Source organism: Natribaculum luteum (assembly GCF_023008545.1).
Classification (GTDB): domain Archaea; phylum Halobacteriota; class Halobacteria; order Halobacteriales; family Natrialbaceae; genus Natribaculum; species Natribaculum luteum.
Window position 1 is genome coordinate 463,014 of record NZ_CP095397.1, and the last position, 25,826, is coordinate 488,839.

Consider the following 25,826-nt stretch of genomic DNA (forward strand, 5'->3'; position numbering starts at 1 on the left):
GTTACGAATGAGTACGCAGAAGATGAGGACCCCACCCCTGCGGTCCGCCGTACAGATGGGATCTGATGTTAGCCTCGACAGTTCGGTGACGCCTGATCGGTCTCTCGATCTGGAGTCGCCGAACGTGGACCCATAGTGTGAGTGTGTACCTACATTCACCGCCAAACCTCCCTGGCTCTGCCAGGGAATAGCATTCCGGTTGATCCTGCCGGAGGTCATTGCTATTGGAGTCCGATTTAGCCATGCTAGTCGTACGAGTTCAGACTCGTGGCGAATAGCTCAGTAACACGTGGTCAAACTACCCTGTCGAGCGGGACACCCTCGGGAAACTGAGGCTAATCCCGCATACGGCTCGCTGCCTGGAGTGGCGCGAGCTCGAAACGCTCCGGCGCGACAGGATGTGACTGCGGCCGATTAGGTAGACGGTGGGGTAACGGCCCACCGTGCCAATAATCGGTACGGGTTGTGAGAGCAAGAGCCCGGAGACGGTATCTGAGACAAGATACCGGGCCCTACGGGGCGCAGCAGGCGCGAAACCTTTACACTGCACGCCAGTGCGATAAGGGGACTCCCAGTGCGAGGGCATATCGTCCTCGCTTTTGTGTACCGTAGGGAGGTACACGAATAAGGGCTGGGCAAGACCGGTGCCAGCCGCCGCGGTAATACCGGCAGCCCAAGTGATGACCGCTATTATTGGGCCTAAAGCGTCCGTAGCCGGCCACGCAAGTCCGTCGGGAAATCCGCACGCCTAACGTGCGGGCGTCCGGCGGAAACTGCCTGGCTTGGGACCGGAAGACCAGAGGGGTACGTCCGGGGTAGGAGTGAAATCCCGTAATCCTGGACGGACCACCGGTGGCGAAAGCGCCTCTGGAAGACGGATCCGACGGTGAGGGACGAAAGCTCGGGTCACGAACCGGATTAGATACCCGGGTAGTCCGAGCCGTAAACGATGTCTGCTAGGTGTGACACTGGCTACGAGCCAGTGTTGTGCCGTAGGGAAGCCGTGAAGCAGACCGCCTGGGAAGTACGTCCGCAAGGATGAAACTTAAAGGAATTGGGGGGAGCACTACAACCGGAGGAGCCTGCGGTTTAATTGGACTCAACGCCGGACATCTCACCAGCACCGACAGTAGCCGTGAAGATCAGTGTGATGAGCTTATTGGAGCTACTGAGAGGAGGTGCATGGCCGCCGTCAGCTCGTACCGTGAGGCGTCCTGTTAAGTCAGGCAACGAGCGAGACCCACACTCCTAATTGCCAGCATGACCCACGTGGTTGATGGGTACATTAGGAGGACTGCCAGTGCCAAACTGGAGGAAGGAATGGGCAACGGTAGGTCAGTATGCCCCGAATGTGCTGGGCGACACGCGGGCTACAATGGTCGAGACAGTGGGATGCTACGCCGAAAGGCGACGCTAATCTCCGAAACTCGATCGTAGTTCGGATTGAGGGCTGAAACTCGCCCTCATGAAGCTGGATTCGGTAGTAATCGCGCCTCAGAAGGGCGCGGTGAATACGTCCCTGCTCCTTGCACACACCGCCCGTCAAAGCACCCGAGTGAGGTCCGGATGAGGCCCCGATTCCGGGGTCGAATCTGGGCTTCGCAAGGGGGCTTAAGTCGTAACAAGGTAGCCGTAGGGGAATCTGCGGCTGGATCACCTCCACAGACCGAGACCACCCCGACGGGGTGGCTCAACTTCGCGGTCCACGTTCGGTCACCACTCCAGCGAGTGGCCGACCGGGCACCTTTGAACTGTCGAGGCTAACACTTGCTCCTCGTCGGGCCCCGATCGGCTCGACGAGGGTGGGCCCATAGCTCAGTGGTAGAGTGCCTCCTTTGCAAGGAGGATGCCCAGGGTTCGAATCCCTGTGGGTCCATCTCTCGGAGGAAATCTCGGATCGTATCCCTTAAGTGGGAGACGGCCCGACGATTGAATCCGAACGAAACCGATGCACCAGTCCGTGTAAACGTGGCTGGGAAGGGTCAATGCACGCCAGCCGTCTACTGGTGTTGCAGATGAGACCGTGTGTACGTGTAGTCCAGGCGTCCACTGGACCCGTTCCCGGGTCACTTTGATCCGACGAACGTGGCTACTGTGCCAACTGGTGGATCGCTCGGCTTGAGAGCCGATGACGGACGTGCCAAGCTGCGATAAGCCCAAGGGACCCGCACGGAGGGGAAGAACTTGGGATCTCCGAATGGGAATCCCCACCGCAATTGCTTCGCGCAATGGGGAACGCCGGGAATTGAAACATCTCAGTACCGGCAGGAAAAGAAAGCAACCGCGATGTCGTTAGTAAGGGCGACTGAACGCGACGCAGTCCAAACCGAAGCCTTCGGGCAATGTGGTGTTCGGACTGACTCTCACTCTCCGAAAGGCGACACGAAGTCTCCTGGAACGGAGCACGAAACAGGGTGACAGTCCCGTACTGTCGTTGAGTAAGAGACGCGTCAGCTCCAGAGTAGCGGGGGTTGGATATCCCTCGTGAATCTCGCGGGCATCGACCGCGAAGACTAAACACTCCTCAAGACCGATAGCGAACAAGTAGCGTGAGCGAACGCTGAAAACCACCCCCAGCAGGGAGGTGAAATAGTGCGTGAACTCAGTTGGCGATAGAGCGACAGGGCATACAAGGTCCAACGAGAAATGACCTACCCGCGAGGGTACAGTAAAAATCGTTGGAAGCCGATGTTCTGTCGTACGTTTTGAAAAACGAACCAGGGAGTGTGCCTGATTGGCAAGTCTAACCCGAGTATCGGGGAAGGCGCAGGGAAACCGACAGGGCCGCAGCACTTTGTGCGAGGGCCGCCGTGTTCAAGCGCGGGGAGTCAATCGGGCACAACCCGAAACCGGATGATCTAGGCGTGGGCAGGGTGAAGCGTGGCGAAAGCCACGTGGAGGCCCGATAGCGTTGGTGTCCTACAATACCCTCGCGTGACCTATGTCTAGGGGTGAAAGGCCCATCGAATCCGGACACAGCTGGTTCCAACCGAAACATGTCGAAGCATGACCTCTGCCGAGGTAGTCCGTGGGGTAGAGCGACGGATTGGGAGCCCTCACTCCGAGAGGAGTGAGCCTCCCTGTCCAACTCCGAACCTACGGACGCCGCTTGACGCAGGGAGTCCGGTATGCGGGGTAAGCCTGTGTACCGTGAGGGAGACAACCCAGAGCTGGGTTAAGGTCCCCAAGTGTGGACTAAGTGCGATCGAAGGTGGTCCCGAGCCCTAGACAGCCGGGAGGTGAGCTTAGAAGCAGCTACCCTCTAAGAAAAGCGTAACAGCTTACCGGCCGAGGTTCGGGGCGCCGAAAATGATCGGGGCTCAAGTCCACCACCGAGACCTGGCGGCATCCGTCAAAGGATGATCCCGTAGGTTGGCGTTCTGTTCGGGCGGAAGCACGGAAGAGATTTCGTGTGGACCGTGCAGTAACGAAAATCCTGGTCATAGTAGCAGCGTGAGTCGGGTGAGAACCCCGACGGCCGAACGAGTAAGGGTTCCTCAGCAATGCTAATCAGCTGAGGGTTAGCCGGTCCTAAGTCTCACCGCAACTCGAATGAGACAACAGGGAAATAGGTTAATATTCCTATGCCAGTGTGCATCCAAAGCCGACGCTTTGGGGCCGCCTGAGCCGGGCTATCGCCCGGTCGAACAGTCGAAGTTCGTGGAAGCCGTAACGGCACGAAGCGACCGAATGGCTGGATAGCGCAAGTCAGGTCAACCTAGAGCCCGTGAAAAGGCGAGCACACTGTCCGTACCGAGATCCGACACAGGTACTCGTGGCGGCGAAAGCCAAGGTCTGTCGGGAATAACCGACGTTAGGGAATTCGGCAAGTTAGTCCCGTACGTTCGCAATAAGGGATGCCTGCCCCGGAAAGGGGCAGGTCGCAGTGACTCGGGCGCTCCGACTGTCTAGTAACAACATAGGTGACCGCAAATCCGCAAGGACTCGTACGGTCACTGAATCCTGCCCAGTGCAGGTATCTGAACACCCCGTACAAGGGGACGAAGGACCTGTTAACGGCGGGGGTAACTATGACCCTCTTAAGGTAGCGTAGTACCTTGCCGCTTCAGTAGCGGCTTGCATGAATGGATCAACGAGAGCGCCACTGTCCCAACGTTGGGCCCGGTGAACTGTACATTCCAGTGCGGAGTCTGGAGACCCCCAAGGGGAAGCGAAGACCCTATAGAGCTTTACTGCAGGCTGTCACTGAGACGTGGTCGCCATTGTGCAGCATAGGTAGGAGCCACTACACAGGTACCCGCGCTAGCGGGCCACCGAGGCAACATTGAAATACTACCCGATGGTGACTGCGACTCTCACTCCTGGCGGAGGACACTGGTAGCCGGGCAGTTTGACTGGGGCGGTACGCGCTTGAAAAGATATCGAGCGCGCCCCAAGGTTTCCTCACCCGGGTCGGAGACCCGGGAAAGAGCGCAAGAGCATACGGAAGCCTGACAGTGTCCGGCACAACGACGGACGCTGACGCGAAAGCGTGGTCTAGCGAACCAATTAGGCTGCTTGATGCGGCCAATTGCTGACAGAAAAGCTACCTTAGGGATAACAGAGTCGTCACCCGCAAGAGCACATATCGACCGGGTGGCTTGCTACCTCGATGTCGGTTCCCTCCATCCTGCCCGTGCAGAAGCGGGCAAGGGTGAGGTTGTTCGCCTATTAAAGGAGGTCGTGAGCTGGGTTTAGACCGTCGTGAGACAGGTCGGCTGCTATCTATTGGGGGTGTTATGGTTCCTGACGGGAACGTTCGTATAGTACGAGAGGAACTACGAATGGGTGCCACTCGTGTACCGGTTGTTCGAGAGAGCACGTGCCGGGCAGCGACGCACCACGGGGTAAGAGCTGAACGCATCTAAGCTCGAAACCCACCTGGAAACGAGGAACCACCGAGACCACTCGTAGAAGACGAGTTCGATAGACTCGGGGTGTACGCGCCAAGGCAACGAGGCGTTGAGCCCGCGAGCACTAACCGGTCGAGCCACCATTCATTTCGCATGGATCACAGGACCCGCGAACGGGTCCAGGCGCTAACTGGACTACACATACACACGGTTTTCCACCGATCCTGGCCAGGTGTGACGACGGTTCGATTCCGTCGATCGGCGTTACGGCGGCCACAGCGGCGAGGCACCTCCCGTACCCATCCCGAACACGGAAGATAAGCTCGCCTGCGTATCGGTCACTACTGGAGTGGGCGACCCTCTGGGAACACCGATTCGCCGCCGACCATTCATATTCACATCAACGATACCGATAGTGGTCTGACGGCGGTTCGATTCCGCCGATCGGTCTTACAGCGGCCACAGCGGCGAGGTCACTCCCGTACCCATTCCGAACACGGAAGATAAGCTCGCCTGCGTATCGGTCACTACTGGAGTGGGCGACCCTCTGGGAACACCGATTCGCCGCTTTCACTCATACTTCACACTCGAGAGTGGTAACTACGTACGTTCTCGTGGGTTCTTTCGGTGTCTCTGATCAGAAAGACACGATTTCCCGACAGTAATATACAGTTATGAACAAACGTTCGATAACGGTGCCAGCAGTGTATTTTCGATACGGATAGCCATCATACGACGTCGCCACGAACCGTCATGCCGTCTTGCTCGTCGCGCCAGGCGTGGACCTCCTCGGCGGCAGCCGTCGCTTCCTTTTCGTCCATACCGAGCATCTCGAGGGCGGCCGACAGCGTCGGAAGCGCGAACTCGCTCTCGCGGAGTTTGCGAAACGCCTCCTCGCTGCGGGTGCCGTCGACCCACAGACAGACCCCGCGCGGATCGAGCAGCTGCGTGTAGTCCTCGCGTAACTGTGCTCCGCGAAGCCGCTGGGTGACGTTGTCCTCGAAGGAGGCGTTGCAGACCTCGAGGTGGATCGGCTCGTCGCCAGAGAGGAGGTGGGCGGCAAGGCATTTCTCGGGAGCCGCGTGGCCGTTGGCGTTCGCCCGGAGGTACTCGGGATACTCGACAGCCCAGTCGGCTCGGACCGATTTGCCAACTCCTCGAACGCCGTGTGACTCGACGAACTCGTCTTCGCCGCCGGGGTCGTCGCGCAGCAGGACGTCTTTCGTGACGTAGACGTCGAGTCGGTCGATCGGATCGAGGCCGAGTGCGACGTCGCCGTAGACCCACACCTCACGGACGGGAACCGGCATCCGTTCGTCCTCGACGGTGTCGACGATCTCTTCGACCCGGTCGACGGCCGCCTCGCGGTCGAATCCGCTCATCGGTGGCGTTTGGTCCGGCGTGGGGAAAACGGTTTCTCGTCTGGTCGCCGTCGCCTCAGACAGCTCGTGTCAACCGACCACATTTTTGGTCGCTGCTGGTGAACGAACCGGTATGAGACACCGGATCTTCAACGAGGACGGCGAGGAAGACCTCGTCTTCGTGATGGGCTGGGGCAACCGCTGGACCCACGAGAACGTCAGCTGGCTGATCGGAACGCTCGCAAACGCCGACTATCGCGTCCACGCGTTCGAACTGCCGACCAACGTCGACGATTTCAAAGCCGACTGGCTCGAGCCGATCGCCGAATACGTCGTCGACCTCGAGGGCTACCAGCTGCTTGGCCACAGCGCGGGCGCGCTGGTCGGCCAGGCGTTAGACGGTGCGGAGAACCACGTCTACCTGAGCCCGTGGTGGGGGTACAGCGACGCCTACCCCGACCTCGCGCTCGATCTGCTCGCAGAGATACCGACGGCGTTCCCGTTCGTCCCGGTCGGCGGGATGGACAGGGATGCGCTCGGCGAACTGGCGACCGACCACCAGCTTGCGACGCTCCCACGGTGGGTTTCGCCGGCGTTCGTCCGGGAGACGCGCCGCGCACAGCAGGAACTACTGACGATCGACCACGACGCCGTCGTCTTCTGTTCGCTTCGGGATCCGGTGATCAGCCTGCGGCCCATCGGTGAACGCATTCCGCCCGAGCACGTCGTCCTCTACGACGGCGGCCACGAACTGTTCTCTGCGCCGGAGCGCGAGACGTACGTCGACGTCGTCCTGGCCGCACTCGAGGAAGGTGCCACTGCCGTCGAACAGCGACGTCCAGTCACGGTCTGACCGCCGATTCGAACCCGAGAACGAAACGGGTTTCCGCTCGAGGCTGTTACGTGACGGCGATGGAGTGCAATCGGTGTGACGAGGAGGCGGTCATGCACGCCGCCTACTCCGGCGCGCACCTCTGTGAGTCTCACTTTCGCGAATCCGTCGAACGGCGCGTCCGACGGCGCGTCCGACGCGACGACCTCGTCCCCGGAGACGCTTCACCCGAGGACCCACAGACGTGGGTGATCGGTCTCTCTGGCGGCAAAGACAGCGTCGTTCTCACGAAGATCCTCCACGACACGTTCGCCAAGGATCCCCGAATCGAACTCGTCGGGCTGACAATCCACGAAGGGATCGAGGGCTATCGTGACGAGTCGCTCGCAGCCTGCGTCGATCTCACCGACGACCTGGGGATTCGCCACGAGGTCGTCAGTTACGAAGAGGAGTTCGACATCCGGATGGACGACGTCGTCGAGGACGATCCCGAGAACATGGCCGCCTGTGCCTACTGTGGCGTCTTTCGACGGGACCTCCTCTCGCGGTACGCCGAGATGTTCGACGCCGACCTCCTGCTGACGGGCCACAACTTAGACGACGAGGCCCAGACCGCGCTGATGAACTTCCTCGAGGGCGACGTCGCCCAGATTGCCAAACACTTCGACGCGAGCCTCGGTCCGCTCTCGGAACGCGAAGAACAGGAGGAGTTCGTCCCCCGGGCGAAGCCGCTACGCGACGTCCCCGAAAAGGAGGTCGCCCTCTACGCTCACCTCGCGAACCTGCCAGCTCACATCACCGAGTGTCCCCACTCGAGCGAAGCCTACCGCGGCGAGATCCAGCAGTTGTTGTACGACCTCGAGGAGAACCACCCTGGGACTCGCCACTCGATCCTCTCGGGATACGAGGAGCTCGCGGGTATCGTCGCCGACCAGTACGCGGCTGACGACGAGCGCGACGACCTCCGGGAGTGCATCGAGTGTGGCGCGACGACCACGCGCGAACGCTGTCGGAAGTGTGCGTTACTCGAGTCGATCCACGCGGTATAACACCAAAACGTCGTTTTAAGCCCGTTTACGGGACGTTTTCGACAGTTCGGTCGTCACGTCGGTGAAAAGTGAACGACGAGAGGGAGAACCGTCAGACGACAGTCGAACCGCGGACGTGGACGCTATCGGATGACGTCGACGCCGTTGTTTCGCTCGAGTTCGTCGCGGCCGCCGTCGCTTTGCGTACCGAAGTTCGCGGTCGACGTCTCGACGTTGTTGCTGGCGTCGAAGTCGGCGTCGGACAGCCCCTCGATGCTGGCGCGGGACTTGTCGGCCTGTTTCTGCGTCGTCGGGCCGAGCACTTGCGCGCTCTGGACGCCGGTCATGATGGCCATCACTCGGACCTTGCCCTTGTAGTTCTCCTGGATTCGGGCGCCCCAGATGACGTTTGCACTGGCCTCGAGTCGCTCCGTGATGTTGTCCGCGATGCCCTCGGCCTCCTTCAGCGTGAGGTCGGGTCCACCCGTGATGTGAACGAGACCGCCGGATGCGCCGCGATAGTCGACGTCGAGCAGCGGATGGTTCATCGCGTCGCTGACCACCTCGCGCGTCTTGTTCTTGTCCTGGGTCTCGCCGACCAGCATGACGGCGACGCCGCCCTGGTTCATGATCGTAGACATGTCGGCGTAGTCCAGGTTGATCAGGCTCGGCTGAGTGATCGTCTCGGAGATTCCTTTGACGGTCTCGGCGATGATCTGGTCCATCACCGAGAACGCCTTGCCGATCGGGAGGTTCGGGACGTAGTCGAGCAGCCGGTTGTTGTCGAGCACGATGATCGAGTCGGCCTGCTCGCGCAGTTTCTCGAGGCCCTCTTCGGCTTTCACTGTGCGGGCGCGCTCGACGTTGAACGGCGTCGAGACCATGCCGACGACGATGGCACCCTGTTCTTTCGCGATCTTCGCGACGACGGGCGCGGCACCCGTGCCGGTGCCACCGCCCATCCCCGCGGTCACGAACACGAGGTCCGCATCGCCGAGGACGTCCTTGATGGTGCTCTGGGCCATCTCTGTCGCACGTTCGCCCATCGACGGATCGCCACCGGCACCCAGTCCGTTCGTGAGCGACTTGCCCACCAGGATCTTGGTGTCGGCCTCGATCATTTTGAGGTGCTGTTTGTCGGTGTTGATCGCCACCGTGTCAGCGCCGTCGACGCCGATGTTGTACAGCCGGTTGATCGTGTTGTTCCCCGCGCCACCGCAGCCGATGATCACGATGCGGGGGTCACCGAACTCGTCGTCGTCAAGCGACGCGTCCATCTCGCGGGCTTCTTCTTCGGCGTTCTCGAGGGCCTCCTGAACGATGTCCTGCATCGTTACACCTTGGCCCAGCCGCGTTTACCAGACTGTTCGTGACGGCCGTCGTTCTGTTCGTTGATCATCTCGCGAACGGCCGACCGGATCGCCTCGCTCCGGTTCGGGAACTCGCCAGAGTCGACCAGTTGTTCGACCTCTTCGATCTGCTGTTTCGGAATCCGCAGTGTCACACGCTCCATGGTTGTATTCCCCTGTTGGGTAAGACGGCGCGCGCCCCTGTCAGACACGTCGTGTCTTACACGCCGAACCACGGTCGTTCGCCGGTTAACCGGCCACCGATCCGGTGTGTAAGACAAACCGTCTTACGCGATTGTGGCAACTCTGCCATGAGCAATAAAACTTTCGTAAGACGTGAATTTTTCCGTATTACGTAAGTCAGTTTCGTTGATACGACGTCTCAGCCTGACTCCAGGACGTCCGCTGCAGGCGTCCGTCGACCGCAGCCGGGACAGAACGACCAGTCCGAGCGGATCTCGTCACCACACTCGCAGAACAGTCGTCTCGAGGCCTTCTCGCCGCAGTTCGGACAGTAGACGTGTTCGTCGTCGAGTGGATCGCCACACTGGTCACACTGGCGGCTGTCGTCCGACGTCGCCGACTCCACCGGGCGCTGGTCCGGCCGAGTCGCCGTCCGACGCGTGGCTCCGTCGACGGCTGTCTTACGAGTGTCTCCCTCGACCCCCTCGAGCGCGATCGTGACGTTCACGTCCGTCGTGTCGTCGTGCCGCTCGGCGAGTCGTCGCTCGAGAACGTCGTCGACGCACTCGCGAACGAGGTCGTCGATGCTAGGGCGGCGTGTCGGTGACTCGGGGATCGTCCGAGTCTGGGGATCAGCCGTCCGTTCCGTTCGTAGACGGTCGTCGCGGTCGTCGCGGTCGTCGCTCGCGGACGCAGCGAGGTACTCGCGAAGCGCCTCTCGCATCACCTCACTCTTCGACGAGTCGAGTGCCTCGAGTTCGTCGACGAGGTCGTCGTCGGCGCGGAACGTGATCTTCCCCATAGGCGGTCTGAATACTTCGCCTATTTCTAATTACATCCACATCAATCATTCGGTATTGTGTGACAGGTGTCATACTCCGCCGACTCGAATAATAACCCTTATGTCGTCTTCGTCTGCTACGTATGAGTGACCGCTCTTAGCTCAGCCTGGTAGAGCAGCCGACTGTAGATCGGCTTGCCCCCCGTTCAAATCGGGGAGAGCGGACTACATTCTCAGCCGAATTGTAGCTGGACCCGGAAGCCTAACTTTCGGAGATTTTAGAGCCTCTATCGGCGGAACCGAGAATCATCTGGATCTGCCCCCGTAGCGAAGCGAACAGGGTCCCTGTAACGGGTCACCGCCCTATAGCGATTTTTGTAGTTAGTGGCCGATCTCGTCGGTGGCCAGAATCCCCAGCAGTACTTCTGGTGTAGTTCTCACGTCTCGCCAGCGTTCCAACAGGCCTTCGTTTTCGACGTATGACAGCACCAATCGTGTTGCTAGCATGGGGGAGAACTCGTAAAGTACCACGGGTCGGGTGACCCGTGGAACTCTCGCTGTTCTCTTTAGCGGTTTGGTGAGGGTTCTAAGCTCCCACCCTCGAGGAGCGAACGAACGTGAGCGAGTAGGGTGGGGAGACAGAACCCGCGCAGCACAACCCTCCTAAATCACACCCATTACAAGGCGGTTGAACGGCGATTCGTCAGTTCTGCCGCCGGTGCGATAGCATCGCAAACGAGAGAATCGCGATGAGTGCAATACTTATGCCGAAGCCGGGCAGAGGAGCACCACTGTCATCCAAGTCATCACCGCTAGTGTTATCAGAGGTAGTGTCGGAACTGGCTGAATCGTCGCTGGTTTCGTCAGAGTCGTCGCCTGTTCTGTCTGAGCCATCATCAGTTCTGTCAGCGCCATCTCCCGTGGAATCCTCTGTCTTTTCAACGGTAACGGTGTCCGTCGCAGTGTCAGGCTCCGCAAAATCGTTTGTGACGGTGAGGTCGACATCGTAGGTCCCTGCCTCGTCGAACGAGGTGGTGACCGTTTTGCCGGTGAACGATTCACCGTCGATCTCCCACTCGTAGGAGATGATCTCACGTTCGTTGTCGGTCGAGTTCGCAGCCGAGAACGTGATCTCCTCGCCGACCGTCGCTGGATCGGGATCGATCGAGATCACTGCCGTCGGCGTGGGGATTTCATTGCCGCCGTCGTCACTATCACGCGGCAGGGCGGGCAGACTGCCACCGCCGCCACCGTTGTTGCCATCACCACTATCGTCCCCCTGCTCAGCGGCAACCTCAAACTTCGTCTCGATCCGTTGTTCGTTACCCGCTTCATCAGCGACGTCGAGTTCGACCGTATAGGACTCGTTAGACCCAACAGAGAGATTCTCGTAGACAGTTGTCCTCGAGGTGATCTCTGTGCGCTCGTCGTTGGTTACTGTCTTTCCGTCGATGTGTAGCTCGAGCGCCGAGGTGTTAATAGCAGAGATGTTATCGGCATACTCGAGTTCGACTGTCACAGCCTCGGTGTCGTGATCGAGTGTTGTGCCGTCTGTAGGTGTGGCATCGACGAGTTCGGGCGGACTGTCGTCGGCGACCGTTACGCCGTAGGTCGAGAACTCATCGACAGTCGTAACCCAGTACTCGCCATCGATCAGGGTCCCATCTTCAGCGTCGAATTGGCGAACCGTCAGGTTCCGCTGCTCCCAGCGGTTTCCGCTCTCGTTGTACCACTGGAGTCGTACTTGGTCATCGTCAGCTCTCACGGTCTCGGGTAGTTGCTCCTGTTCGACTGGAATGCCGATGGTCGCGTTCGTGAGGGTCTGGTCGAGTTCGTCACCGAGAACCACCGTTAGGAACCTGACCCCGACCGTGTCGGACTCGAGTTGCTGTGGCGGCGTCTGTGTTTCCGACAGCGTGAGAGACGACTCGTTGATATCCTCACTCGTATTGAGTGTCACGAACGTTCCCGTTTGCTCGTTGGTGACCGTCACCGTCCGATTGTCAGTGGTAGTCTCGGGCTGGACCGTCACGTTCGCCGTATCAGTACCGTGATTTCCTGCGAGATCGACACCGCTTGCAGTCAGCACGTAGCTCCCGGCATCGTCGGTCTCGAACGAGTTCGTCCATGTAGTCGGTGATCGTCTGGAGAGGTTCTCGACGGGAGTTTCGTTCCCGTCGGGGCCAGTTACAACGAGTGTGGGGCTATCCGTGAGCGGTTCGTTCGAGCGAACGCGGACGCCGGCAGTCACTCCCTCGAAATCGGTGATGGCTGCACTCAATTCGGGTTCTGTCTGATCAGAGACGACTGACGTGTCAGCAACGGTTTCGTTAGTATTGTTCGCCGAATCGGTCGCCGATACGCGGATGTAATACTGGCCTTCGTCTGGCAGCTCTGATCCGGCAACGGTTGCCGTCCAGGTGTTTTCGGTGCCTCGCTCGGCGGTCGCTTCATGACGATAGTTGGTAAACGCCGCCTCGAGTGAGACCGACACGTCGTCGATCGAACCCGGATCTATCTGCCGATCGCTGGTGTGAACCGAAACCGTAAGGCTAGATGAATCGTTGAGATAGACGTCGCCGTCGTAGTCGGCTGTCCCGTCGATAGAATCAACGGAGATATTCGGTGCGCTAGTATCCACCTCAACTACTGTCGAACTAGTGTTGGTGTTTCCGAGGTCATCGACTGTGGTTGTACTGATCTCGTAGCTCCCACTTCCGACCGGGATACCCGAGTCGTCGATGGCTCCCCATTCGACCGTGGCAACTCCACCGGCACCTGTTTCGTTAGAGACATTCCATTCGTCGATCGTCTCGTTTTCACTCCCCGTTATCGTCACAGTCGTCGACTCGTGTCTGGGGTCCGTCGCTGTCACGTTGATGACACCGGGGTTGTATTGACTCACATACATGTACTGTTCGTTGGCGGGCTGGACGTCAACCGATAGTTCGGGCTCCGTGGCTTTGACGGAGACCGTGTGATTGTCGGTAGCCGTCTCGAACGGCAGCACCGTCCCGTTGCCGTCCAACAGTCGCACGCTGATCGTATAGGTGCCGTCTGAAAGTTCCCCTGTAGGTACGGCGAACTGTCGTGGTTCCGCCGTTTGCTCGAAGGGACTATCCGTCCAGTCGACGATCGGTTCGTCGTTCGCACCGCTGATCCGGTACTGCGCTTTAGACGTATTTTCGAGATCTGTATTACTGAGCGTATACTCCACCGTTACGTTACTGTCGTTGGTAGCTACACCATCGCTTGGAGTTTCGATCGCGGTCGACGGTGAGGCCCGAACTACGACAGCAGCGTCTGTCACGTTCGTGTTCCCGGATGGGTCGGTGACGTTTAGAGTCACGGTCTGATTGCCAGGCTCCTCGAATGTGTGTGTCGTGACTGGTTCCCCGGTCGCTACAGTGGACTCGTTGCCAAACGTCCATTCGTATTGGGCGATCTCGTGATTATCTACTGATCCAGTTGCATTGAACGTCGTTTTCGTATCGACGATCGTCTCGTCGGGAGCTTCGAACGCCGCCGTTGGACTGGTCGTATCGACGACCGTGATATCCACCGTCGTCGTATTTTCATTCTCGGACTTGTCGACGACGGTGAGATTCACAGTCGTATTCCCCGGTGTGTCGAACGTGAAGTTGGTACTCGGAGCGGTAGTCGTCCGAACGGTCTCGCCGTCGATCGCCCACTCGTAGTGGTCGATTCCATAATTGTCTGCTGATCCACTTGCGTTGAATTCAACCGCACCGATCCCTGCCTCGACGCCTTCGGTTCGGTTGGCCTCGAGTCGTGCCGTGGGTAAGATTTCGTCGACGACGTCGACCGTCGCCTCCGCCGTGTAGTTCTCTCGACCAGCGTCGACGAGATCTACAGTTACCGTGGTCGTCCCGGTCTCCGCGAACGTGTGCACGACTTCTGGCTTGGCTGTCGTCGTACTGTGTCCATCTCCGAACTGCCATCGATACTCCTCGACCGGATGATCGACCTCGATTCTGACTGTGGTCGCTTCTGAAACGTTCGCCGTTTCTGGAGTGATCGTCGGCTCGAGGTTCTCTCTCGAGTGTTTCAGGAGTGCTTCCTGGACGTCTATTCGGCCCTCTCCCTGTCGGTTTTGGGCCTCGCCGATATCGACAGCAGTGGTCTCGAGGAGAGAACGGACTTCTGCTGGAGAGAGATCCTCAGCTGTGCCAGACTGGAGGAGTGCGATTGCACCAGCGACGTGGGGTGTCGCCATGCTGGTTCCGTCTAATCTCATATAGTCGGAGTAGCCGCCAGGGTATGCACTCTTCACTCCCACTCCAGGGGCGACGATGTCCGGTTTCACGTAACTGTTCGGCCAATCCTGGGGGGCGGAAGCGCCCCACGCAGTACTCGTATCGATCATCTCCCCGCTCGAAAAACCGGCGACAGTGTCGGTATCATCGCTAGCACCGACGCCGATAGTATCGTAGATATTTCCGGGAGATCCACTACACCCTTCGCCGTCGTTTCCGGTCGCAGCGACGACCGTCGTTCCACTCGCCCTGGCGTTCTCGATAGGCTCGATATACAGCGGTCGGTACGTCGATCCATCGTCACACGGAGAGCCGAGACTCATACTGATCACGGCGGCGTCTTCCGCTACGGCCCACTCGATGCCGCCGATAATCTGGGACGTATAGCCAATCCCTTCCGGGAGGACGAGGCCATGCATGAGTCTGGTCTCGGGTGCAACGCCGATGTACTCGCCGGAGGCATCACCACCTGCGACAGTCCCACTGACGTGTGTTCCGTGGCTTCCACTGTCGTATGGTTGTGATCCCTCAATTTGATTACCATATCTGTCGAATTCGGCCCAGCCACCGGGATAGGTTGGATCGCTCTCGTCACGCGTGTATAGGCCGATATCGTCGTCGTAGGAAAGATCGTAGCCCGTATCGAGTACGGCGACTTTTGTCCCGTCGCCTTTCGTCTCGAACGTCTCCCAGACGTCAGGGGCGTTGATTTTCTCCAGACCGTACGTAGTCGTATAACGATCTGCGGTAGCAGTTGTATTCGCGTAACTACCTGCCATCGCAGACGTATTTTGACCCGCTGTGGCGGTCGCTGTGCCATCCACTAGCCTGACTTCGGCATTCTCGTGGAGCCCCGTCACGTGATCGACCATCCCGAGCCGTTCGATGGGTATTTTGTCGGTGTCGACCGTCACCAGGATCGCGTTCGTGATCCAGAACTGCCGTTCGATTTCGACGTGCGGATTCCCCTCTGCGAACCGCTCGAACGCGGTCTGCGTCGTGGACGCGTGAGACTGCATCGCTGCAACCTGGTTCTCAGTCGCTGTCGTCGTGACTTCGCGTTTCGGGCGGCCCTCGAGCTGAACGAGGACCATCGTCTCCCCAGTAGCGTTCGCTACTGTCGAGTCGATTTCGACGTCACTGATGGTTTCGTTGACGGTCTCGTTCCCGACACTTCCCCCGTCTGCAGTCACTGGCCAGATTATCCCCGTTCCTAACGCAAGGAGAAATATGCTACCTACTAGCAATACTGCGCTTCTCGTATGCATTGTGTAATGTATTGTAAAAAATAATATATTCACTTTAATGTTCTGTGTCCCTACTGGTTGGTCCAAAATTAGACTCTAGCCAAGAATCGTAACGAACACGGACCGTTAACGTAACTAACGAATTACTCTCGATTAGCTACCAGTCTGAAAATAGTAGTCGGTAGCACCGCGAAAATCCGTAGAAGGTGAGAGAAACGGAGGGGTAATCTCGTCTCCGATCTCGATGGTCGAGAATCCGCCTCGTCAGCCTGTGAATGCGATTCGGATGTGCCCCCGAAGCCGTACCGTCGAAGAGTCACGGCCGGATTCGTGGGCGTTTTCCGGTCTGGATGACGAGTTGTGGGGTCGAGACAGCGGCGCTGGCAGACTTACCCCGGACGCAGTATCCTCCATTACGAACGGATGCCATCTCCAGTTTCGGCGCTTCGTCCGCGTTTACGAGACTGTCGGTCTCGTGTCGACCATCAGAACGCCTCGAGTTCTGCGGACGGCTTCAGCCGTGGTTGTTCGCGCTGCTTCCGGTGTAACGAACGGGGAAAGGGCGATGATCGGATGGGTGGTTGGACTGTAACGCCGCCTTCCCCGGTGGTACGTTACGTGCGTCCCCTCTAAAAACTGTTGCATTGCCAATAAGTCGTGGTCGTGGATCGGTCGTCGAATCGAATCGACTGACTGCACGGCTCGGCTCTTGTCCGATCGACCGGCGGCTGGCTGTCGAACTCGAGTTCGTCGAGCGCGTCGTCCGTCTGGGTGAGCGATAGCGACGGATCTCGAGTACGGCTGCTCGTCGAGGGTAAAATACTGTCCCCCCAGGAGAGGGTCGAGGGGAAACATGCAGAGGTGCCGGTCGTATGCGTGGTATTCCCTCTCCCACAACCAGACTTCCATCCAGGAAGTATATACTTATCGGTCACTCGGCTGTGACAGCGCCAACTGCACGTCGAGCGAAGCGGGTCGGCGAGGGACGCCAACGGTCTCGGCCAGCGAGCAGGAGACTGAGCGCACCTCGAGGTCGTACCCCCTGATGATCGCTCGAGTGCGATCGGTCGAAAACGGCGTTGCCCCGGACTCACTCGAGGTAGCGACCGAGCAACGCTGCGACGGCCATCACGACGGCGAGGACGGTCGAGAGCGCGTCGATCGTCGGCGTCGAGACAGGCTCGACGCGACTCGGACGACCGTAGTCGACCCGCGCGGTAGCGACGGTAGGTGGTGGGGTCGAGTGGTGGTGCCGCTACCGCAGGAGGCAGTCCGCCTCGAGGGTACGTAAGCCTCGGCGGCCGAGGCAAGGCGCGAGCGGACGGGTTCGAAGTCGAAGGCAGACTCCAGGCCGATCGCGTTCGATCGGGTGCGAACCGACGAACGGCCCGACGACTCGAGTCCGGAAAAGGGGTCACGGGCAGCGAGTGACAGACGGGGCGTCGAACGGGTAGCACGGATATGGTCGGACAGACTGGCAGTGGGGCGTTCGCCGGCACGGACGGCGAGGCCTGCGACCAGCGAGTCCGACGGTGGCGGCGTCTATCACGCGCCACGCGAGGATCGACACCGACGACGGAAAACGCTGTATAATACCTCGATTGAGAACTATAGAGCGCACGTGACTTCCCTGTAGTTTCGGCCACGCGTTCGCCGGCCGGCCGTTTTTCCGCCTGGTGGCGGTAGTTTCGAGTCGTGAGCGACGACAACGACCTCGATCGCGTCCAGGATCGAGCCGAACGACGACAGTCCGAGCGTGCGTCGACCACCGAATCCGTCCTCGAGGAGGTCGAACACCACCTCGGCGACGTCGAGTACCCGGTTCGCGGCGAGGAACTGGCGGCGTCGTACGGCACGGAGACGATCGACCTGCCGAACGAGACTGAGTCGCTCGGGAGCGTCTTCGATCGGCTGGCGAACGAGGAGTTCGAGTCATCGGCGGAGGCCCGCGAGGCGATCTACGGCGAGATCACCGGCGAGGCGGGCGACGTCCACGAGGCGAATCCGGAGCGCGACCTCGAGCGACTCGACGAGGAGAGTCGCGGATCGCTCGGCGAAAGCGGCAGCGACGCGCTGTGACGGCGTCGGATGCGGTAACCGCCGGAGCGGCCCGAAAGCGATAGCAGAACGGATTTACGTCGCGGGGCACTTCTCTCGTGTATGGATTACGAGTCGAGTCTCGACCGAGCGATGGACAGCGTTCCCGACATCGGGGGCGACGAAGAGCGACTGCAGATTCCGGACGCACAGGCCCAGAAAGACGGTGCGTTCACGCGGTTTACGAACCTCGGCGAGATCGCCGACGTCCTTTCACGAGAGGACGAGCACCTCCACCGGTTCATCCAGCGCGAACTGGGTACCAGCGGCAAATTCGAGAACGGCCGCGGCCGGTACAACGGGTCGTTCTCCCAGCAGGACTTCGACGCGGCGGTCGACGCCTACGTCGAGGAGTACGTCCTCTGTTCGGAGTGTGGCCTGCCGGACACGCGCCTCGTCCGTGAGGACCGCACGCCGATGCTGCGCTGTGACGCCTGCGGGGCGTTCAGACCGGTGACCAAACGCTCCTCGAGCCAGCAGCAACAACAGCAACGCGAGGCCGTCGAGGAGGGCAAGACCTACACGGTCGAGATCACGGGAACTGGACGCAAGGGCGACGGCGTCGCCGAGAAAGGCAAGTACACGATCTTCGTGCCGGGCGCGAACGAGGGCGACGTCGTCGAGATCTACATCGAGAACATCTCCGGCAATCTCGCGTTCGCTCGACTCGCATAGAGGAGTTTTCGACGCTTCGAATTTTCGCCGCGACGTGACGACGATAGCGGCAGGTGTCACCCGTTCGATCGGAATTTCCGCGGTCTGAACGCTTTTCACCGTCCTCGAGCGTTGACTCACCATGGCACCCCGACTCCCCGACCGCGAGTTCGAGGCTCGATTCGAGCGCGTTCGCGACCGCCTCGCCGAAACCGACGCCGACGCCGGCGTCTGGTTCGACGCGACGAGCATCGAGTACCTCACCGGCTTCGACCACATCCAGACCGAACGGCCCGTCGTCCTGGCGGTCACCGACGAGCGCGTCGAGATCACCGTCCCCCGCCTCGAGGTCGAGCGCGTCCGCGCGAATCCGCGGATCGACGCGGTCGCCCACTACGGCGACTATCCCAGCGGCGGCCCGATCGCGGTCGCCGTCGAGATGCTCGAGGGGCTCGGTGTCGACGCCGTCGCGGCCGACGCCGAGGGCGCGCCGGGAACGATGGGCTACCAGGGGCCGTCGCTGTCGGACGTGAGCGACCTCGAGGTCGAGACCCAGGACTGGATCCGTCGGATGCGCTGGGAGAAGTCGGCGGCGGAAGTCGACCTCGTCCGCGAGTCGGCGCGGTGGGCCAACCTGGGCCATCGCTATCTGGCCGACTACACCGAACCCGGCGCACACCCGGTGACGGTGAGCCAGCGCGCCTCGATGGACGCCTCGCGGGCGATGCTCGACGCGCTCGGCGACCGGTACGTCGCCCGCACGCGCGGGAGCGGCCCCGTCCACGCGGGGTACATCACGGGCGAGCAGACCAGACTCCCACACGGCCACACCGCGAACCGCCGACTCGAGGAAGGCGACGTCCTGATCACGGGCGCGACGGCGAACGTCGACGGCTACTACTCCGAACTCGAGCGGACGATGTTCCTCGGTGAACCGACCGACGAGCAGGTCCACTACTTCGAACTCATGTGCGAGGCCCAGTCGATCGCGATCGACGCGCTCGGTCCCGGCGTCCCGATCGCGTCCGTCGACGAGGCGGTGTGGTCGTACTTCGACGAGCAGGGCGTCGCCGACCTCGCCCAGCACCACGTCGGCCACAACATCGGGCTCGGCGGCCACGAACCGCCGTACATCGACCGGGGCTGGGGCGGCCACTGCGAGTCGTCGCACACGGAGTACGACGAGGACGACGCCGTGATGCGTCCTGGCCAGATCTACACGATCGAGCCGGGGATCTACACGGACACCTACGGCTACCGCCACTCGGATACGATCGCGATCACCGACGACGGCGTCGAGTGGCTCACGTACTTCCCGCGTGACCTCGAGGGGAACGTGATCGCACTCGAGTGATGCTCGACCGAGAGTCGATCCAGTCGTCGACGATCACACTCCATAGACGGAGCACGGCGGGGGTACAGCGACGCTTCCGCTAGTCTAAAGTCAACTTGTGCTAGTCACACGAACGTGGCAGTATCGTTCGACCTCTTCGGGACGCTCGTCAGCATCGAGAAGCCGGCGGACCCGGCTGCAACCGTCGCGGCTGAACTCGCGGCCCGGGACGTCGACGTCTCGGACGACTGGAACGCGCTCTACGCGCAGCGACACGTCGACGCGCCCGAAGGGGCCGAAGTGCCGCTACCGGCACACGTCGGCGCGGCGCTCTCGAGTCGGGGGATCGACTACGAGGGAAACGCCGTCCGGCGGGCGGTCGTCGCGGCTTTCGACCCCGACGTCGAGACGAGAGACGGCGCGCTCGAGGCGGTCGCCGCTGCTCGCGAGTACGGCCCTGTCGCGATCTGTTCGAACTGTAGCGTCCCAGAACTCGTCTCCCGGACGCTCGTCCGGTCGGCGTTCGAACGCGAGGACTTCGACGCGATCGTGACCAGCGCCGGCTGTGGCTGGCGCAAACCCGCGCCCGAGATCTTCGAGGTGACGGCGGACCGTCTGGGCGTCACGGTCGAGGACCTCGTCCACGTCGGCGACGATCCGCGAACGGACGGCGGCATCGAGAGAGTCGGCGGAACGGCGATTTCGATCGCCGAGGTCCCACTGCGCGAGGTGCCGGCGCGACTGGAGGCGGTCGACGGATGAACGTGCGGCGAGCGGAGGCGACGATTCAGTGACGTTTACGGCGACGCTTACGGTTCTCGCGATTATCGGCCTCGCGTTCGGTCTCGATCTGGCTGTCGGCGAACCGCCCGACGCCGTCCACCCCGTCGCCTGGTTCGGTCGCGTCGTCGCCCTCGTCGACCGGGAGTGGACGGAAAGCGAGCGTGGCCAGCGACTGGTCGGCGTCGTGATCGCCGTCTGTCTCCCGCTGGCCGCCGCGGGAGTCGTCGGCGGTCTCGTTCTCGTCGCGTCGGCGGCCGATCCGCTGGCCGGCGCGGTCGCGGCCGCCCTCGTCCTCTTTCTGACGACCAGCCTGCGGATGCTCCTCGAGCTCACCCGGACGGTCGTCGAGGGAAGCGCGTCGGACCTCGAGGAGACCCGCGGCGTCGTCCGCGGACTCGTCGGCCGGGACGCGACGGCCCTCTCGCCGGCGTTGCTTCGAAGCGCCGCCGTCGAGAGCGCGGGCGAGAACCTCGCGGACGGACTGGTCGCGAGCGTGCTCCCCTTCGCCGTGCTCGCGCCGGTTTCGCTTCCGGCTGCGGCCGCCGCCGCGGCGTGGGTGAAAGCCGTCAACACGCTCGACTCGATGCTCGGCTACCGGTCGAAGCCGATCGGCACCGCGAGCGCCAGACTCGACGACACTGTCATGTGGCTCCCCGCTCGCGTCGCCGCGCTCGCCATCGCCATCGTCGCCGTCGATCCGGGCGCGATCCGACGCGCGCGGCGGTGGGCGCGCGTCCCTACCTCGCCGAACTCCGGGTGGCCGATGGCGACGCTCGCCTGCGCGCTCGAGGTGCGACTCGAGAAGCCCGACGCCTACGTGCTGTGTGCGGACGGGGCGCTTCCGACGGTCGACGACGGCGAGCGGGCCGTCCGACTCGTCGGAGCGGCGGGTGCGGTCGTCGTCTTCCTCGCCGCCGTCCTCGCGGTCGTCTCGCCTGCGGCCGTGGCGGCGCTGACGGGGGTGGGGCCGTGACGCGATCGCTGTGTGCGCTCCGGGGTGCCGTCGCCTTCCTCACGCGCCTGCCGGTCGGCAGCCGCGAGGGCGACTGGGAGGCGTTCCGCGAGACGCCGGCGGTCTTTCCCGTGGTCGGATTCGTCGTCGGCGCACTCGCGGCGCTGCCCCTGCTCGCGGGGCCGGCGCTGCCAGCGCCGACGGTCGCGCTCGGCTACCTGCTTGCGGTCTACCTCGTGACCGGCATCCACCACCTCGACGGCGTCGCTGACCTCGGCGACGCGCTCGTGGTCCACGGCGACGCCGACCGGCGACGCGAGGTCCTGAAGGACACGACGACCGGCGTCGGCGCGCTGCTCGCGGTGAGCGTCACGGTCGCCGGCGTCGGACTTGGAGGCCTCTCGCTCGCCGGAGTGCCGGCGCTCGTCGCCGTCGGCGTCGCCGTCGCGGCGGAGGTCGGCGCGAAACTCGGCATGGCCGCCCTCTCGTGTTTCGCCACGGCCGCCCACGAGGGAATGGGCTCGAGTTTCACCGACGGCGTCGGACCGGCGGCGTTCGCCCTCCCGGCGGCGCTCGCCGTTCCCGCGGCCGCGCTCACCTGGCCGACCCCCGCCGCCGCGGTCGCCCTCTGTGGCGCGCTCGGTGGCGCGGGGATTCCCTGGCTCTGGGCGCGCTGGCGACTCGAGGGCGTCACCGGCGACGTCTTCGGTGCGGCGAACGAACTCGGCCGGGTCGCCGGCCTGCACGCGGGGGTGATCGCGTGGACGCTCTCCTGATGTGTGGCGGACGCGGCACGCGCCTCGAGAGCGACCGCGAGAAACCGCTGTACCCCATCGACGGAGTGGCGATGGTCGACCGCGTCCTGCGGGCGCTCGCGGAGAGCGCCGTCGAGACGACGTACGCGGCCGTCTCGCCGAACGCACCCGAGACGCGCGACCACCTCGCGAGCGACGACGGCCCGGCACTGATCGACACGCCCGGCGAGGGCTACGTGACCGACCTCGGCGTCGCCCTCGAGTCGGAGGCGGTGACGACGCCGGTGCTCACCGTCGCGGCCGACCTCCCCCTGCTCGAGGCGGCGACGATCGATCGCGTGCTCGAGCGACACGACGACGGTTCGGCGACCGTGTGCGTTCCGGTCGCGCTGAAACGACGACTCGGGGTGAGCGTCGACGCGACGCTCGCTCCACACCTCGCACCGACGGGCGTGAACGTCGTCGGTGCATCGACCGAGAGACAGATGACGTACGTACACTACGACCCACGACTGGCACTCAACGTGAATCGACTCGAAGACGCGCGGATCGCGGAGGAACGATGCGAGTAGTGCTGGCGACGGGGACGACGGAGACGGCGCTGATCGACGGCATCAGCGCGGCGGGTGCGGCCCCCGAACTGATGGCGCACACGCCGTCGGCCGACGCCGAAATCGTCGTCTACGGCGAACCGACCGCCGCACCGGTGACGCCCGTCAGCCCGACCGGCTGTCCGACGCCCGCGGCGATCACCCGGGCGGTGCGCGAGGTGGTCGGCTTCGACGTGGCGATCCTCGACGCCGGCCTCGCGAAACCGACGGCCGCCCCGACGGTCGACCTCGGGGCGAATCCCGGCGAGGACGTCCGCGAACCGACGGCGGTGCCGGACGCGGCGACCATCTTCGACCGCGCGTACGACTACGGCGCGAGCCTCCCCGACGAGGAGGTGCTGATCGGCGAGACGATCCCGGGCGGCACGACGACGGCCCTCGGCGTCCTCACCGCCCTCGGCGAACCGCTCGGCGTCTCCTCGTCGCTCCCCGAGAACCCGCTCGAGCGAAAACGGGCGGTCGTCGACGAGGCGCTGGCGGCCAGCGACCTCGCATCGGGCGACTGCGCCGGCGACCCGTTCGCGGCCGTCGAGAGTGTGGGCGACCCCGTCCAGGCCGCCGTGGCTGGCGTCTCCGCGGGTGCGCTCGAGCGCGGCGCGTCGGTGACGCTGGCCGGCGGCACGCAACTGGTCGCGGTGTCGGCGCTACTCCGGCACGCGGACGTCGACGGGCCGCTAACGCTCGCGACCACCTCGTTCGTCGCCGACGATCCGGGGGTCGACCTCGAGACCGCAGCAGAGCGGTTCGACCTCGAGGTCGTCGCCACCGACCCCGGCTTCGAGCAGAGCGAGCACGTGGCGATGGAACGCTACTGTGCCGGCGAGGCGAAAGAGGGCGTCGCGATGGGCGGGACGCTCTCGCTCGTTCCCGACGGAAAGTTGGGCGCGGTTCGGGATCGACTCGAGGCGGTCTGCGATCGGCTCGGCATCGACGCCGACGGCGGCCCGACGGGCGCGGACGGTGACGATGGAGCCTGACGCGATACGGTCGGGCGAGCGGGTCCCCCACGGCGGCGAGACGGACCCGGCAGTGCTCGACTTCAGCGCCAATATCAACCCGCGCTATCCCGACGGCGTCGCCGAAATCTACGACATGGCACTCGGAGAGTCGCGACGGTATCCCGACGACGACTACCCCGCATACCGCGATGCCGCAGCCGAATACGTCGACTGCGACCCGGCGGACGTGATCCCCACGCCCGGCGGCCTCGCCGCGATCCGGCTGACTCTCGAGACGGTCCTCGAGGCCGGCGACGAGGTCCTGGTGCCGTACCCGAGTTTCGGCGAGTACGCCCGCGAGGTTCGCCTGCAGGGTGGCTCGCCGTTTTTCGTCCGCTACGACGAACTGCTCGGCACCGATCCCGGCCGGTACGACCTGGCGATCGTCTGCACGCCGAACAACCCGACGGGCGAGGCGGCGGACCCGAACGCGCTCGCGGCGTTCGCGGATCGCTGCGTCGAGGGCGGAACGACCCTGCTGGTCGACGAGGCGTTCCTCGGGTTCACCGACCTGCCGTCGATGGCCGGCCGCGAGGGCGTCGTCGTCGCCCGGTCGCTGACGAAACTGTTCGGCCTCCCGGGGTTGCGAGCCGGCTTCGCCGTCGCGACCGGCGACCTCCGGGACGCACTCGAGACGGCGCGTCCCGCCTGGAGCCTCGGAACGCCGGCCGCCGCGGTCGGCGCACACTGCATGCGCGCCCGCGAGTTCGTCCGCGAGACGCGCGAGCGGGTCAACCGGGAGCGCGACCGGATGCGCGCGCAACTCGAGTCGCGGTTTCGCGCGTACCCATCCGACGCGCCGTACCTCCTGCTCGAGGTCGGGGATCGCGACGTCGACGACCTGCTCGCACACGCCCGCGGAGCGGGGATCGCGCTCCGGGACGCGCGGACGTTCCGCGGTCTGGACTCGCACGTCCGCGTCGCTGTGAAAGATCGCGAGGCGAACGACCGACTGCTCGAGGTGCTGTGCAGTGCGTGAGATCGACTACGAGGCGTCGCGCGTCGACGGCGTCCTCCGGGTTCGACGGCCGGGCACGGAGTGGCTCTCGACCGGCTGGAACGGCGGTCGCCGGGAGAGTGAGTGCGTCTACAACGTCTCCGTGCCCGAGGGCTGGACCAGCGACGAGATCGGCGAGTACGTGTCCGACCGCCTCGAGCGGGCGGGATTCGACGCCGACGGGCCGGTCTTGCTGACCGGCGTCGACCTCGAGCACGCACGAGGAGCGCGCTGTGGTCCCGTCACGGCCTACGCGACGGCAGGCGTTTCGAATCCTGCAGGGCTGCCGATGGACCCGCCGGGCGGCGAGTTACCGAACTGGGATCGAACGGATGGCGAGCCAGTCGGCACGGTGAACCTGATCGTCGGAACGACGCGGGCGCTCGGAGACGGGGCACTCGCGAACCTGCTGACCGTCGCGGCGGAGGCGAAGGCGACGACCCTGCTGGCAGAAACCGGTTTTCCGGGGACCACGACTGACGCGGTCGTCGCCGGTCACGACCCCGACGGGCCGCTCGAGGAGTTCTCCGGGAGTGCGACGCCGGTCGGGGCGGCGACGCGAGCCTGCGTGCGCGAGGCGCTCCGGGCCGCACTCGCCTCGCGCTACGCGGAGACCGAAACGGCGGTCCCCGACTCCGTCTCGGCGGCGACCTACGGCGTCTCGACGGACGTGCGGGCCGAGGTGTTCTGCCCGGAACGCGAGCGCGAAGGCAGGGTCGAACGCTGATCGGTTCC

Annotated in this window: 17 protein-coding genes, 2 tRNA genes and 4 rRNA genes; 18 read left to right on the forward strand and 5 right to left on the reverse strand. The window is 62.9% G+C overall.

The window, feature by feature from the left end:
* Nucleotides 1–192: 192 nt before the first annotated feature.
* The 5 genes from MU558_RS02415 (at nucleotide 193) to rrf (MU558_RS02435) (ending at nucleotide 5,426) form a co-directional block, all read left to right on the forward strand.
* Nucleotides 193–1,662: ribosomal RNA gene (locus MU558_RS02415) — 16S ribosomal RNA — on the forward strand.
* A gap of 142 nt (nucleotides 1,663–1,804) precedes the next feature.
* A tRNA-Ala gene (locus MU558_RS02420) sits at nucleotides 1,805–1,876 on the forward strand.
* A 204-nt stretch (nucleotides 1,877–2,080) separates the two neighbouring features.
* A 23S ribosomal RNA gene (locus MU558_RS02425) occupies nucleotides 2,081–4,999 on the forward strand.
* A 119-nt stretch (nucleotides 5,000–5,118) separates the two neighbouring features.
* A 5S ribosomal RNA gene (gene rrf / locus MU558_RS02430) occupies nucleotides 5,119–5,240 on the forward strand.
* Between the two features lie 64 nt (nucleotides 5,241–5,304).
* Nucleotides 5,305–5,426 (forward strand): 5S ribosomal RNA (rrf, locus tag MU558_RS02435).
* The 16S, 23S and 5S rRNA genes sit together here with 1 tRNA gene alongside, the layout of an rRNA operon.
* A gap of 155 nt (nucleotides 5,427–5,581) precedes the next feature.
* Here rrf (MU558_RS02435) and MU558_RS02440 read toward each other — a convergent pair.
* Nucleotides 5,582–6,235 carry a DUF7095 family protein gene (locus tag MU558_RS02440; protein WP_246971665.1) on the reverse strand — a complete coding sequence of 218 codons (654 nt, stop codon included), beginning with the start codon at nucleotides 6,233–6,235 and terminating at the stop codon, nucleotides 5,582–5,584.
* Nucleotides 6,236–6,347: 112 nt separating this feature from the next.
* Here MU558_RS02440 and MU558_RS02445 point away from each other — a divergent pair, with 112 nt between their 5' ends.
* Both MU558_RS02445 and ncsA read left to right on the forward strand, forming a co-directional pair.
* Nucleotides 6,348–7,067 (forward strand): alpha/beta fold hydrolase, encoded by a 720-nt coding sequence (locus tag MU558_RS02445; protein ID WP_246971667.1) that lies wholly within the window; start codon nucleotides 6,348–6,350, stop codon nucleotides 7,065–7,067.
* Between the two features lie 59 nt (nucleotides 7,068–7,126).
* Nucleotides 7,127–8,095 (forward strand): tRNA 2-thiolation protein NcsA, encoded by a 969-nt coding sequence (ncsA, locus tag MU558_RS02450; protein ID WP_246971669.1) that lies wholly within the window; start codon nucleotides 7,127–7,129, stop codon nucleotides 8,093–8,095.
* Nucleotides 8,096–8,217: 122 nt separating this feature from the next.
* Here ncsA and ftsZ read toward each other — a convergent pair whose 3' ends face one another.
* From ftsZ to MU558_RS02465, 3 genes are all read right to left on the reverse strand, one after another.
* Nucleotides 8,218–9,405: a cell division protein FtsZ gene (gene ftsZ / locus MU558_RS02455; protein WP_246971671.1), complete on the reverse strand. Its 1,188-nt coding sequence runs from the start codon at nucleotides 9,403–9,405 to the stop codon at nucleotides 8,218–8,220.
* 2 nt (nucleotides 9,406–9,407) lie between these two features.
* The gene (locus MU558_RS02460; RefSeq protein ID WP_246971673.1) at nucleotides 9,408–9,587 is read right to left on the reverse strand and encodes a ribbon-helix-helix domain-containing protein; all 180 of its coding nucleotides are present in this window, start codon (nucleotides 9,585–9,587) and stop codon (nucleotides 9,408–9,410) included.
* 218 nt (nucleotides 9,588–9,805) lie between these two features.
* Nucleotides 9,806–10,408 carry a double zinc ribbon domain-containing protein gene (locus MU558_RS02465; protein WP_246971675.1) on the reverse strand — a complete coding sequence of 201 codons (603 nt, stop codon included), beginning with the start codon at nucleotides 10,406–10,408 and terminating at the stop codon, nucleotides 9,806–9,808.
* 130 nt (nucleotides 10,409–10,538) lie between these two features.
* On the opposite strand from MU558_RS02465, the gene MU558_RS02470 reads away from it, so the two are divergent.
* Nucleotides 10,539–10,612, forward strand: a tRNA-Tyr gene (locus tag MU558_RS02470).
* A 478-nt stretch (nucleotides 10,613–11,090) separates the two neighbouring features.
* Here MU558_RS02470 and MU558_RS02475 read toward each other — a convergent pair.
* Nucleotides 11,091–15,932, reverse strand: coding sequence for a S8 family serine peptidase (locus MU558_RS02475; protein WP_246971677.1), 4,842 nt, complete (start codon nucleotides 15,930–15,932; stop codon nucleotides 11,091–11,093).
* Nucleotides 15,933–17,606: 1,674 nt separating this feature from the next.
* Between MU558_RS02475 and MU558_RS02480 the strand changes: the two genes are divergently transcribed.
* From MU558_RS02480 to MU558_RS02525, 10 genes are all read left to right on the forward strand, one after another.
* Entirely contained in the window at nucleotides 17,607–17,990 is a 384-nt protein-coding gene (locus MU558_RS02480; RefSeq protein ID WP_246971679.1) for a DUF5789 family protein, read from the forward strand.
* 81 nt (nucleotides 17,991–18,071) lie between these two features.
* The gene (locus tag MU558_RS02485) at nucleotides 18,072–18,683 is read left to right on the forward strand and encodes a translation initiation factor IF-2 subunit beta (RefSeq protein WP_246971681.1); all 612 of its coding nucleotides are present in this window, start codon (nucleotides 18,072–18,074) and stop codon (nucleotides 18,681–18,683) included.
* Nucleotides 18,684–18,804: 121 nt separating this feature from the next.
* Nucleotides 18,805–20,016: a M24 family metallopeptidase gene (locus MU558_RS02490; RefSeq protein ID WP_246971683.1), complete on the forward strand. Its 1,212-nt coding sequence runs from the start codon at nucleotides 18,805–18,807 to the stop codon at nucleotides 20,014–20,016.
* Nucleotides 20,017–20,130: 114 nt separating this feature from the next.
* On the forward strand, nucleotides 20,131–20,757 hold the full coding sequence (locus MU558_RS02495; protein ID WP_246971684.1) for an HAD family hydrolase: 627 nt from the start codon (nucleotides 20,131–20,133) through the stop codon (nucleotides 20,755–20,757).
* Nucleotides 20,758–20,785: 28 nt separating this feature from the next.
* Nucleotides 20,786–21,751, forward strand: a complete 966-nt coding sequence (gene cbiB / locus MU558_RS02500; protein WP_246971685.1) for an adenosylcobinamide-phosphate synthase CbiB — start codon at nucleotides 20,786–20,788, stop codon at nucleotides 21,749–21,751.
* On the forward strand, nucleotides 21,748–22,506 hold the full coding sequence (cobS, locus tag MU558_RS02505) for an adenosylcobinamide-GDP ribazoletransferase (RefSeq protein ID WP_246971686.1): 759 nt from the start codon (nucleotides 21,748–21,750) through the stop codon (nucleotides 22,504–22,506). The genes cbiB and cobS overlap by 4 nt, the downstream gene beginning before the upstream one ends.
* Nucleotides 22,506–23,057, forward strand: coding sequence for an NTP transferase domain-containing protein (locus MU558_RS02510; protein ID WP_246971687.1), 552 nt, complete (start codon nucleotides 22,506–22,508; stop codon nucleotides 23,055–23,057). The genes cobS and MU558_RS02510 overlap by 1 nt, the downstream gene beginning before the upstream one ends.
* Nucleotides 23,048–24,073 carry a nicotinate mononucleotide-dependent phosphoribosyltransferase CobT gene (cobT, locus tag MU558_RS02515; protein WP_246971689.1) on the forward strand — a complete coding sequence of 342 codons (1,026 nt, stop codon included), beginning with the start codon at nucleotides 23,048–23,050 and terminating at the stop codon, nucleotides 24,071–24,073. The genes MU558_RS02510 and cobT overlap by 10 nt, the downstream gene beginning before the upstream one ends.
* Entirely contained in the window at nucleotides 24,063–25,073 is a 1,011-nt protein-coding gene (locus MU558_RS02520; protein WP_246974778.1) for a threonine-phosphate decarboxylase, read from the forward strand. The genes cobT and MU558_RS02520 overlap by 11 nt, the downstream gene beginning before the upstream one ends.
* On the forward strand, nucleotides 25,066–25,818 hold the full coding sequence (locus MU558_RS02525; RefSeq protein WP_322987030.1) for an adenosylcobinamide amidohydrolase: 753 nt from the start codon (nucleotides 25,066–25,068) through the stop codon (nucleotides 25,816–25,818). Before MU558_RS02520 ends, MU558_RS02525 begins: the two co-directional genes overlap by 8 nt.
* Nucleotides 25,819–25,826 lie beyond the last annotated feature (8 nt).

Coding starts and splice junctions, on each gene's coding strand:
- MU558_RS02490 (WP_246971683.1), top strand. CDS start 18,805: ATGGCACCCCGACTCCCCGACCGCGAGTTCGAGGCTCGATTCGAGCGC.
- MU558_RS02460 (WP_246971673.1), bottom strand. CDS start 9,587: ATGGAGCGTGTGACACTGCGGATTCCGAAACAGCAGATCGAAGAGGTC.
- MU558_RS02445 (WP_246971667.1), top strand. CDS start 6,348: ATGAGACACCGGATCTTCAACGAGGACGGCGAGGAAGACCTCGTCTTC.
- MU558_RS02485 (WP_246971681.1), top strand. CDS start 18,072: ATGGATTACGAGTCGAGTCTCGACCGAGCGATGGACAGCGTTCCCGAC.
- MU558_RS02475 (WP_246971677.1), bottom strand. CDS start 15,932: ATGCATACGAGAAGCGCAGTATTGCTAGTAGGTAGCATATTTCTCCTT.
- ftsZ (WP_246971671.1), bottom strand. CDS start 9,405: ATGCAGGACATCGTTCAGGAGGCCCTCGAGAACGCCGAAGAAGAAGCC.
- MU558_RS02440 (WP_246971665.1), bottom strand. CDS start 6,235: ATGAGCGGATTCGACCGCGAGGCGGCCGTCGACCGGGTCGAAGAGATC.
- cobT (WP_246971689.1), top strand. CDS start 23,048: ATGCGAGTAGTGCTGGCGACGGGGACGACGGAGACGGCGCTGATCGAC.
- MU558_RS02465 (WP_246971675.1), bottom strand. CDS start 10,408: ATGGGGAAGATCACGTTCCGCGCCGACGACGACCTCGTCGACGAACTC.
- MU558_RS02510 (WP_246971687.1), top strand. CDS start 22,506: ATGTGTGGCGGACGCGGCACGCGCCTCGAGAGCGACCGCGAGAAACCG.
- ncsA (WP_246971669.1), top strand. CDS start 7,127: ATGGAGTGCAATCGGTGTGACGAGGAGGCGGTCATGCACGCCGCCTAC.
- MU558_RS02520 (WP_246974778.1), top strand. CDS start 24,063: ATGGAGCCTGACGCGATACGGTCGGGCGAGCGGGTCCCCCACGGCGGC.